The following is a 10,347-nucleotide window of genomic DNA, read 5'->3' as shown; positions in this document are numbered from 1 at the left end:
GAAACAGAACCTGAAACCGTGTACGTACAAGCAGTGGGAGCATGCTCAGGCATGTGACTGCGTACCTTTTGTATAATGGGTCAGCGACTTACATTTTGTGGCAAGGTTAACCGCATAGGGTAGCCGTAGGGAAACCGAGTCTTAATAGGGCGAACAGTCGCAAGGTGTAGACCCGAAACCGGGCGATCTATCCATGAGCAGGTTGAAGACCAGGTAACACTGGTTGGAGGGCCGAACCCACTGTCGTTGAAAAGCCAGGGGATGACTTGTGGATAGGAGTGAAAGGCTAATCAAGCCCGGAGATAGCTGGTTCTCCTCGAAAGCTATTTAGGTAGCGCCTCTTGTCTCACCATCGGGGGTAGAGCACTGTTTGGGCTAGGGGGTCATCCCGACTTACCAACCCCATGCAAACTCCGAATACCGATGAGTGCAATCAAGGGAGACACACGGCGGGTGCTAACGTCCGTCGTGGAAAGGGAAACAACCCAGACCGTCAGCTAAGGTCCCAAAGTAATAGTTAAGTGGGAAACGATGTGAGAAGGCCCAGACAGCCAGGAGGTTGGCTTAGAAGCAGCCACCCTTTAAAGAAAGCGTAATAGCTCACTGGTCGAGTCGGCTCGCGCGGAAGATGTAACGGGGCTCAAACTATTCACCGAAGCTACGGGTTCGATGCTCTTTTTATAAAGAGTTGTCGAGCGGTAGAGGAGCGTTGTGTAAGCGGTTGAAGGTGTGCCGGGAGGCATGCTGGACGTATCACAAGTGCGAATGCTGACATGAGTAACGATAAAGGGAGTGAGATCCTCCCTCGCCGGAAGACCAAGGGTTCCTGCGCAACGCTAATCGGCGCAGGGTGAGTCGGCCCCTAAGGTGAGGTCGAAAGACGTAATCGATGGGAAACAGGTTAATATTCCTGTACCCCCCTTGACTGCGATGGAGTGACGGAGAAGGCTAGGCCGGCAGGGCGATGGTTGTCCCTGTTTAAGGTCGTAGGCTGTGGGCCCAGGCAAATCCGGGTCCACTTATGCCGAGAACTGATGACGAACCGGCTACGGCCGGGAAGTGGTTGATGCCATGCTTCCAGGAAAAACTTCTAAGCGTCAGGTCAAGGGGGACCGTACCCCAAACCGACACAGGTGGTCAGGTAGAGAATACCAAGGCGCTTGAGAGAACTTGGGTGAAGGAACTAGGCAAAATGGCACCGTAACTTCGGGAGAAGGTGCGCCGGTTCTGGTGATGAGATTTACTCTCTAAGCTGGGACTGGTCGAAGATACCAGGTGGCTGCGACTGTTTATTAAAAACACAGCACTGTGCTAACACGTAAGTGGACGTATACGGTGTGACGCCTGCCCGGTGCCGGAAGGTTAATTGATGCTGTTATTCTTCGGAAGAAGCGGTTGATCGAAGCCCCGGTAAACGGCGGCCGTAACTATAACGGTCCTAAGGTAGCGAAATTCCTTGTCGGGTAAGTTCCGACCTGCACGAATGGCGTAACGATGGCCACGCTGTCTCCACCCAAGACTCAGTGAAATTGAAATCGCTGTTAAGATGCAGTGTATCCGCGGCTAGACGGAAAGACCCCGTGAACCTTTACTACAGCTTCACAGTGGATCTTGATGTTGCTTGTGTAGGATAGGTGGGAGGCTTTGAAGTGTGGACGCCAGTCTGCATGGAGCCAACCTTGAAATACCACCCTGGCAATATTGAGGTTCTAACCCAGGTCCCTTACCGGGACCGGGGACATTGTGTGGTGGGTAGTTTGACTGGGGCGGTCTCCTCCCAAAGAGTAACGGAGGAGCACGAAGGTTGGCTAAGCACGGTCGGACATCGTGCGGTTAGTGTAAAGGCACAAGCCAGCTTGACTGCGAGACGTACAGGTCGAGCAGGTACGAAAGTAGGTCTTAGTGATCCGGTGGTTCTGAATGGAAGGGCCATCGCTCAACGGATAAAAGGTACTCCGGGGATAACAGGCTGATACCGCCCAAGAGTTCACATCGACGGCGGTGTTTGGCACCTCGATGTCGGCTCATCACATCCTGGGGCTGAAGCCGGTCCCAAGGGTATGGCTGTTCGCCATTTAAAGTGGTACGCGAGCTGGGTTTAGAACGTCGTGAGACAGTTCGGTCCCTATCTGCCGTGGACGTTGGAAGTTTGAGGAGAGCTGCTCCTAGTACGAGAGGACCGGAGTGGACGAACCACTGGTGTTCGGGTTGTGTCGCCAGACGCATTGCCCGGTAGCTAAGTTCGGACGGGATAACCGCTGAAAGCATCTAAGCGGGAAGCCCCCTTCAAGATGAGACTTCCCTTGGCCCTTGAGGCCACATAAGAGACGTTGAAGACTACGACGTTGATAGGCGGGGTGTGTAAGCGTTGTGAGGCGTTGAGCTAACCCGTACTAATGACTCGAGAGGCTTGACCATATAACGCCAAAGCGATTTGTACTGAAATCGTTCCAGACGATTTTCAGCACTTCCTCCATCCATGGAGGTCGCCATACACGAGAGTGTGAAGCAAGAAATACAGCTTATTAAGAACAGGATTCCAGAGTTTGCAGTAGCCTAAACTGGCAGCGGAAAGCGGAAAGCGGAAAGCGGAAAGCGGAAAGCGGAAAGCGGAAAGCGGAAAAACTGCAACTCAAAAAAGAATTTGCCTGGTGACCATAGAGTGTTGGAACCACCCGATCCCATCCCGAACTCGGAAGTGAAACGACACATCGCCGATGGTAGTGTGGGGCTTCCCCATGTGAGAGTAGGTCATCGCCAGGCACCCAATTTACCTTGAGCGACCTCCATGAATGGAGGAAGCACTTCGAAACGTCAGGAACGTTTCAAGTGTTCGCTCAAGGCTGTGAAAACCCCAGTCGAGAAATCGGTTGGGGTTTTTGCTGTGTGCAGAAAAAATAAGAAAAGTCTGATGTGTACAAGAAAAAGAAAGGACAGAAAATAAAAGCAACCGTTATATTCATTCTGAATACGACGCCTGAAGCCTGATCAATGATACAGTCTGGTTTGTATTGCTTGAGGGAGGAATCAATATGGCAAAAACAGCTGTTGTTATTGGTGCTACAGGGCTGGTTGGTAAAGAACTGGTTAAGCAACTGATACTGAGTGATGCTTTTGAAAGGGTTGTAACCATGACCCGAAGGGCTCTGGAACTGGAATCAGACAAGCACCAGAATCATTTAATCGACTTTGAAAAACTGGATCGATATTCCGGGTTATTTAAAGGTGACGCTTTATTTTCCTGTTTAGGGACAACCAGAAAACAGGCTGGTTCAGTTGCGGAACAAAGACGCATTGATTACGACTACCAGTTACAGGTTGCCAAAATAGCTGCCAGAAATGATATCCCCCACTATTTGCTCATTAGTTCCAGTGGTGCAAATGCCAAAAGTTCTGCAGCGTACATGAAGATGAAAGGTGAACTGGAAGACGATGTTAAAGAGCTACCCTTCAAACGGATCAGCATCTTCCAGCCTTCACTGTTACTGGGTAGCCGGGACAAACCAAGACTTGGTGAAGGCATTGCAGCTTATATCATGCCCGTTTTATGCAGGATACCTTTTCTAAGAAAGTACCGTCCAATAACCGGTCAGCAGGTTGCCCGGAGAATGTTGGAAGCCTCCTTGTCTGAGGGGAACCGCAAGGAATACTTTATTCTGGAGGATGTTTTCCCGAAAACAGGTTGATAGAGAAACGTTTGGAAAAACACCACAGACAACGGTTTATGCTCCTTGGTTTATAAAAGCAGGTTGTATATAGTCCGCAGCCTTAGTTGTTTCGGGAATGTAAAACGATATGCCTCAATCAAAACCTCTGCTGTCTGAATACGATGTCATCGTTATTGGCGCTGGTGCGTCCGGTTTGATGTGCGCCCTGACGGCGGGTGAAAGAGGCAGGCGGGTTCTGGTGCTTGACCATGCCAACAAGATCGGCAAGAAAATTATCATTTCAGGCGGTGGTCGCTGCAACTTCACCAATCTCTATACCGAGCCGGGGAACTACCTCTCCGATAACGGTCATTTCTGCAAATCAGCGCTTTCCCGTTATACACAGTGGGACTTTCAGGCGCTTGTGGATAAATACCAGGTGGCCTGGCATGAAAAAACATTAGGGCAGCTTTTTTGCGATGATCGCTCACAGCAAATCGTTGACCTGCTGGTGAATGAGTGTCGGGGGGCCGGTGTCACTATTCGTACCAGAACAAAAATAGAAAGTATTGACCACCAGAAAAATGGCGAAGCGCCGGTTTATCGTCTGGAGACATCTTCCGGTCACTTCTCTACCCAGTCTCTTGTTGTTGCGACAGGTGGTCTGTCATTCCCAACGATGGGAGCTACGGGCTTTGGCTATCAGGTAGCTGAACAGTTTGGGCATAACATCATCTCGACTCGCCCTGCCCTTGTACCTTTGGTCATGTCTAAACAATGGCTGGAACAGTTTGCCGAATTGTCAGGAGTCAGTGCTGAAGTCATAGCTACCTGCAATGGTCAGTCTTTTAAAGAAAATGTATTGTTTACCCACAAAGGGATGAGTGGTCCCGCTATTCTACAGGTGTCTTCTTACTGGAAAGAAAACGACAGTGTTTTTATAAACTGGCTACCTGCTGTTACTGCTTACGATTTTTTAAAAGAAGCACAACAACGCCGTGCAAAGGCAGAAACCCAGACGATCCTGGCTGAGCATCTGACAAAACGCCTGGCAAATGCTCTGTGTGAACACGGTAAGCTAAGGCTTCTAACCGAAAGTGGTCGTAAAACCATTAGTCATTACAGTCACTCAGAGTTGGAAGAACTGGCAAACGAGCTTGAAAGCTGGGAACTGCAACCAGCAGGTACTGAAGGTTATAAAAAAGCAGAAGTGACTCTGGGCGGCGTTTGCACAAGCAAAGTGTCGTCTAAGACATTTGAAAGCCGATTACAGCTAGGATTGTTTTTTATCGGAGAAGTACTGGATGTCACCGGTCATCTGGGAGGCTATAACTTTCAATGGGCATGGGCATCCGGGCATTGCGCCGGACAATTTGTCTGAATGAAACAAATGCGGTTGGCTTGATGTTTGTTTCAGCGTTACCCTTGCAGCATCTGATGATTTGTTTTGAGGAACGTTAAATGAAGTTCATTAACCGCTGTGTTGTAAGCCTGAAACCTGCCCAGCCATTTATCGACTGGGTTAAATCCCGGTTCTTCCCTGTTTTAAGTGGGTAGTTTTCAACGATGTACGCCAGTGGGGTACAAGTCCAAGCCTCCAAGATGAAAGTAGATCGCTGTCTTATATCTTTCACGGTTTCGAAAGCCACAAGCCCGATTCTTCAAACTCTGAATCTTGCTGTTCACTCCCTCTGCTCGACCGTTATTAGCCTCAAGGACAATAGCGTTGATGATACCCCACAAGTGCTCTTTGACCGTTCTGGCAACTTCTTTTATGGGCTCAAGCCGACATCTCTGCGCCCAGCATAGCCACCTCTTCCAGGCCTTGATTGCCCAAGCTCTGGACTTGTAATTCCATAAGCTCATTGCCATTTGCCGGATGGCCCAGGCGCGAGCTGTTTTAAGTGTCGAGTTTCTCAGTGGTTCGAAGTTATCCCACTGCTCTTCAGACATGTTTTCAGGGTTAGTCAGCCAGTCGTAGCGAGTCCCCTTAAGCAGCTCTACACCTTGGTTTACAAGGGCTTTGTTCTCTTCTATCCGAACCTTGTTGACAGCTTTACCCAGAGACTGAGCAACGTGAAACTTATCAAATGCAATCTTCTGATCTGCGTCTGGAACATTCTCACTGACTGACTTGATGTAAGCCTTGGACATGTCCATCGTCACGCATTCGATCCCCTCTTTATGGTCATAGGGCAGTGTGTCAAAGTACTCGTTGAGACTGTCACTTTTACGGTCATCAGAAACGTGAATAACAACGCCTTGGTCGTGGTCAGTGACCACTGTGACGTATTCATGATGCTTTTGAAATGAGGTTTCATCAACAGCGATTCGTTTTGGTGGCTTAGCATCACGACGAGCCAGTCCTCTCTTCACTGCACGCTGCTGAATACCGTCTATGGCATTCCAACCAAGCTTCATTTGTCGTGCAACTGCCTTCGTAGTTGCCTCCTTTAGCCAGTCAATAACAAGGGCTTCAAACAGAGCTGTATATCGAGAGTCAGATTCAGCCCAGGGCACATTGATGGCTAACACCTTATGCTCAGGGCACTGGGTCCGTGGAACCCTGGCAACTAGAATAGTCTGAAACTGACAGGTATCCAGATGACGCCACTTCTGAGTGATGTGGTCGTAGCCAGAGCAGGGCTTATCGCAAACACTGCATTTGCAGGCCTTTTTACCATTGTGTTCAATGAATACCCGAACCTGTTGATCCTGTAATGACAATTCAACTTCAGAAACGAACCAAGGAGACTCAATACCCAGTATTTGAGAATAGAGTTGCTTATCACGCATCGGTGCATCCTTGCATTGAGTGCTTCAGAATATAATAAATCACCCACTCAAATTGAGGAAGAGCCTAAATCCCTTGGTGCCGATCTGCCTGAAGACTGGTCTCTGGAAGGTGGCGCTTATCTTCTGGACGAACAGGATACCGAAGAGGCACTGAACATCATCATTGACCAGAACGCTCGCGATATGATGGAAAACGAACTGTCTGCCTGGGAAGAAGACCCGGCCCGCTGGCCGGAAGAGCGGAACGCCGCACAGCTGCGTAGCTGGTTCCAGGTACATGTTGCTGTGGCGGGCTTTGATCTGGGCAGGGATGACCTGATGCGTGCCGATCTGACTGACCTCGAAGTTATGTAAGCACCAAATATTGCAACGGGCTACGGGCTACGGGCTACGAAAACAGAAAATGAGTGAAGACACACCACAACCCCTTTCCAAAAAGCACAATTTAGAAAAACACGATAAGCCATTGGAAATTCTTTATCAGGATGACTGCCTGGTTGCTGTGAATAAGCCTTCAGGATTACTGGTTCACCGCTCCATGATTGACCGGCATGAAACCCGTTTTGCCTTGCAGGAAGTCAGGAATCAGATTGGTCAGCGGGTTTATCCACTGCACAGGCTGGATAAACCAACATCCGGTGTTCTGCTGTTCGCATTGTCTCCGGAAATCGCGAAGCAGATGGGGCAGCAGTTTGGATCAAACAGTGTGAAAAAAAACTATCTGGCGATTGTGCGCGGTTACGCTCCGGAGTCTGGTGTTATAGACCATGCCCTCAAAGAAGAGCTGGATAAGATGACGGATCGTAAAGCACAGCAGGACAAGCCTGCCCAGGACGCTGTAACGGAGTTCACAAGACTGGCAACAGTTGAGATACCTGTCGCGATTGACCGTTATCCACAGAGTCGCTACTCACTGGTTGAAGCCCGACCGAAAACAGGGCGAAAACATCAGATTCGTCGTCATATGAAGCATATTGCGCACCCGATTATAGGAGACGCAAAACACGGTAAGGGAAACCACAACCGTTATTTTGCTACACACTTTGGTGCAGACCGTCTGTTGCTGGCCTGTATTGAAATGGAAGTTATGCATCCGGTCAGTGGTCAGCCCCTGTCTTTAAGAGCATCGCTGGACAAACGTTTTTCAGATCTTATAAAACGGTTTGGCTGGGCTGACAGAGTGGCTGATTATTTGCACAATGAAGTGCAATATAATCAATAATACCTTTTAATTACACGATAAATGTGGTTTTAGCTCCAAAGCTAGAGGTTACTGAAATTATTGGTTACTCTTGTGTTTTTGTTATCTTTACTAAGAGTTGTAAACGATAATTATCTGTTTAGCCTGTGTGATTGCTACTGAGTTCGATGTATGAATAGTCTGGAACGTTTATCTGAATACCGCTTTACGGCTGCCCAACTCGCTCGCTTTCGTCGGCTTGGAGAGTTCCTGGGGCGTCAGCCGCTGGTTATTCGCCAGCAGCCCGAAGTGCTTGATACTCTGCGGCAGGTGGCGACGCTGGAGTCGGTGGAGTATGGCAACAGTCTGGAAAATATCCTTGCGCCGAGAGAGGTCATCCGCAAACTGGTCTTACAGGAAATACGACCAAGAACGCCGGTTGAACGTCAGGTGGCCGGTTATCATGACGTGTTGGAAATGGTGGTCGATCCGGCAGAACACACGAACCTGTCGGTCAGCCTGGTCAGCCAGTTGCATGCCCTGCTCTACAGTTATCTACCCCACGAGGGTGGACGCTGGAAAGCGACGAACAAGGATATTGTCGAGCGTGATGCTGACGGAATCATCAAGGGGGTGCTTTATCGTACAGTGCCAGCGGCTGAAACGGCTGCAGCCGTGCAAAAAACGGTTGAGCTGTATCATGGCGCTCTGGATCGTACGGTTGAGCCGCTGCTGGTGATCAGCTGTGCGGTACTGGATTTTCTCTGTATTCATCCATTCAGTGACGGCAACGGCCGTATTGCCCGTTTGCTGGCGTTAATGATGTTGTCGCTGAACGGTTACCATGTCGGGCGTTTTATCAGCCTGGAACGAATCTTGTCTCAGAATCAGACGGCCTATTTTGATGCGATGCAACGCAGCGTAAAAGGCTGGCATGAAGGCACGCACAACCCAATGCCGTGGATTAACTTTTTTCTTGATGCTTTGATTCAGGCTTTTGAGGAACTGGAAGTCCGCGTAAAAGCGTTGCAGGGACAAAGTAGCCGGGCGCCCAAATCACAGTTGATCACCATAGCGATTGAAGAGCGGGAAGAACCATTTTCTGTGGCGGATATCTGTTTGCAGATTCCTACCGTCAGTCGTGAGCTGGTGAAGAAAGTGATTCAGGGGCTTCGGGAACAGGGTCGTCTGGAACCCATCGGCAAGGGCCGGGGTTCACAATGGCAGAAGGTTTGTTAGTACAAACTTACCCTGTGTTTTAGTGATGAGCCGGAGGGAGTTTTCAAGATAGTGGTTCCGGCTCAGTTCTGTCAGAGCATTTTTTTCAAAACATCGTTTTCTGGAGAATCCATAAAACGATGTCTTAAAGCACCCAGAATATGCAGACAAATAATTCCAAGAAAAACGAAGGGAATGGTCGTGTGAATACTATGCAGCAGCCCGGCCATTTCTTTATTGTTTTCGATAACTTCAGGAAGGGTTAGCCCAAAGAAAGGAATGGGTTTGCCGCCAAATTCAGACATAAGCAGACCACTGACAGGCACCGCTATCATCAGCAGATACATCGAAAAGTGGGCAAGTTTTGCCAGTGCTTTTTCGAACGAAGGCAATGTTTCAGACAGTTTGGGGTGTTTGATTGAAAGGCGAATGATGATCCGCGCAACAATCAGCAGCATAGACAGTACGCCAAAGGATTTGTGCCAGAAATAAATGTCGTATTTGTAGGGCGCTACGTCCGGGTCCAGACCTGCCATAAACCAGCCACTGCCGATCATCCCCAGAATGGTGATGGCCATCAGCCAGTGCATAAAGCGCATTAAGACAGGGTATTTTTCAGTCTCCATGGGCTGTGTTCCTCTTGTTTTTGCCAATCTGTAAATTACCAAGGGAGAAGAGTAGTAAGTGTATGCGAGAGAAACCAGAATGGCTCCGAAACGTCACGCAATCATTGTTTGGTGAGAGCTGTGTTCTAAGAGAGAACACAGCAAGGAGGTGGCAGGGCAGGAGGTTTCAGAGCTGCTCTGCTTCAGAGGCGTCCGAAATTTTATCTACAATGGCGGACACCGAACTGCTGTGGAGTGGCTCCAGCTCCTCAGGTGCCGTAACACACATCCCCAGATCCCTGAGCAGGCCATCTTTAAGACCGTAAATCCAGCTGTGTACTGCCAGGTCCTGTCCACGGTCCCAGGCGTCCTGCACAACGGTCGTCTGGCAGACATTCACCACCTGCTCCAGAACATTCAGCTCGCACATTCTGTTGACCAGGGTCTGGTCATTGGAAATAGGCTCCAGAGCTTCCTTATGTTTGTGTTTTACATCCTGAACATGGCGCAGCCAGTTGTCGATCATGCCCAGCTTGCTGTTTTTGGTGGCTTCTGCCACGCCGCCACAGCCATAATGACCACAGACAATAATGTGCTTGACCTTCAGGTAGTCCACAGCGTACTGGATAACTGACAGGCAGTTAAGGTCGGTATGAACAACCTGGTTGGCAACATTACGGTGAACAAACAGATCGCCGGGAAGCAGGTCGGTAATTTGATTTGCTGGCACACGGCTATCGGAACAGCCGATCCACAGGTACTCAGGAGCCTGTTGTTGTGACAGCTTCTCAAAGAAGTCTGGCTCTTTCTGGCGGACTGAGTCTGACCATTGTCTGTTGTTATTGAATAGCTTTTGTAATCGACGCATGATCTGAATTCCGTATCTGTTACCGAATTGATT

General features: G+C 49.3%; 8 protein-coding genes and 2 rRNA genes (1 of these 10 only partly in view). 7 read left to right on the top strand and 3 right to left on the bottom strand.

Going from position 1 to position 10,347, the window contains the following annotated elements:
* From NX722_RS21825 to NX722_RS21810, 4 genes are all read left to right on the top strand, one after another.
* Positions 1–2,418 (top strand): 23S ribosomal RNA (locus NX722_RS21825); it begins 490 nt to the left of the window's first position.
* A 229-nt stretch (positions 2,419–2,647) separates the two neighbouring features.
* Positions 2,648–2,763 (top strand): 5S ribosomal RNA (rrf, locus tag NX722_RS21820).
* A 269-nt stretch (positions 2,764–3,032) separates the two neighbouring features.
* Positions 3,033–3,686, top strand: a complete 654-nt coding sequence (locus tag NX722_RS21815; protein ID WP_262564989.1) for an NAD(P)H-binding protein — start codon at positions 3,033–3,035, stop codon at positions 3,684–3,686.
* Positions 3,687–3,795: 109 nt separating this feature from the next.
* On the top strand, positions 3,796–5,028 hold the full coding sequence (locus NX722_RS21810; protein ID WP_262564988.1) for a BaiN/RdsA family NAD(P)/FAD-dependent oxidoreductase: 1,233 nt from the start codon (positions 3,796–3,798) through the stop codon (positions 5,026–5,028).
* Between the two features lie 179 nt (positions 5,029–5,207).
* Here NX722_RS21810 and NX722_RS21805 read toward each other — a convergent pair whose 3' ends face one another.
* Complete coding sequence (locus NX722_RS21805) at positions 5,208–6,443, bottom strand: ISL3 family transposase (protein ID WP_262563604.1); 1,236 nt, start codon at positions 6,441–6,443, stop codon at positions 5,208–5,210.
* 15 nt (positions 6,444–6,458) lie between these two features.
* On the opposite strand from NX722_RS21805, the gene NX722_RS21800 reads away from it, so the two are divergent.
* The 3 genes from NX722_RS21800 to NX722_RS21790 all read left to right on the top strand — a co-directional run bounded on the left by NX722_RS21800 (position 6,459) and on the right by NX722_RS21790 (position 8,862).
* On the top strand, positions 6,459–6,797 hold the full coding sequence (locus NX722_RS21800) for a hypothetical protein (RefSeq protein ID WP_262564987.1): 339 nt from the start codon (positions 6,459–6,461) through the stop codon (positions 6,795–6,797).
* 49 nt (positions 6,798–6,846) lie between these two features.
* The gene (truC, locus tag NX722_RS21795; protein WP_262564986.1) at positions 6,847–7,665 is read left to right on the top strand and encodes a tRNA pseudouridine(65) synthase TruC; all 819 of its coding nucleotides are present in this window, start codon (positions 6,847–6,849) and stop codon (positions 7,663–7,665) included.
* Positions 7,666–7,815: 150 nt separating this feature from the next.
* Positions 7,816–8,862, top strand: a complete 1,047-nt coding sequence (locus NX722_RS21790) for a Fic family protein (protein WP_262564985.1) — start codon at positions 7,816–7,818, stop codon at positions 8,860–8,862.
* Positions 8,863–8,933: 71 nt separating this feature from the next.
* Here the strand turns inward: NX722_RS21790 and NX722_RS21785 are convergent, their stop codons facing one another.
* Together NX722_RS21785 and can are read right to left on the bottom strand one after the other, a co-directional pair.
* Positions 8,934–9,467, bottom strand: a complete 534-nt coding sequence (locus NX722_RS21785; protein ID WP_262564984.1) for a cytochrome b — start codon at positions 9,465–9,467, stop codon at positions 8,934–8,936.
* Positions 9,468–9,633: 166 nt separating this feature from the next.
* Positions 9,634–10,314 (bottom strand): carbonate dehydratase, encoded by a 681-nt coding sequence (gene can, locus NX722_RS21780; protein WP_262564983.1) that lies wholly within the window; start codon positions 10,312–10,314, stop codon positions 9,634–9,636.
* Positions 10,315–10,347 lie beyond the last annotated feature (33 nt).

Origin of the sequence: Endozoicomonas gorgoniicola (assembly GCF_025562715.2) — a bacterium.
In the GTDB taxonomy this organism is placed as follows: Bacteria; Pseudomonadota; Gammaproteobacteria; order Pseudomonadales; family Endozoicomonadaceae; genus Endozoicomonas_A; species Endozoicomonas_A gorgoniicola.
This window is presented reverse-complemented; position numbering and strand designations above follow the sequence as displayed.

What these genes read in the sequence shown, in the direction of transcription:
- NX722_RS21815 (WP_262564989.1), top strand. Translation starts at nt 3,033, where the DNA reads ATGGCAAAAACAGCTGTTGTTATTGGTGCTACAGGGCTGGTTGGTAAA.
- NX722_RS21810 (WP_262564988.1), top strand. Translation starts at nt 3,796, where the DNA reads ATGCCTCAATCAAAACCTCTGCTGTCTGAATACGATGTCATCGTTATT.
- NX722_RS21805 (WP_262563604.1), bottom strand. Translation starts at nt 6,443, where the DNA reads ATGCGTGATAAGCAACTCTATTCTCAAATACTGGGTATTGAGTCTCCT.
- truC (WP_262564986.1), top strand. Translation starts at nt 6,847, where the DNA reads ATGAGTGAAGACACACCACAACCCCTTTCCAAAAAGCACAATTTAGAA.
- NX722_RS21790 (WP_262564985.1), top strand. Translation starts at nt 7,816, where the DNA reads ATGAATAGTCTGGAACGTTTATCTGAATACCGCTTTACGGCTGCCCAA.
- NX722_RS21785 (WP_262564984.1), bottom strand. Translation starts at nt 9,467, where the DNA reads ATGGAGACTGAAAAATACCCTGTCTTAATGCGCTTTATGCACTGGCTG.
- can (WP_262564983.1), bottom strand. Translation starts at nt 10,314, where the DNA reads ATGCGTCGATTACAAAAGCTATTCAATAACAACAGACAATGGTCAGAC.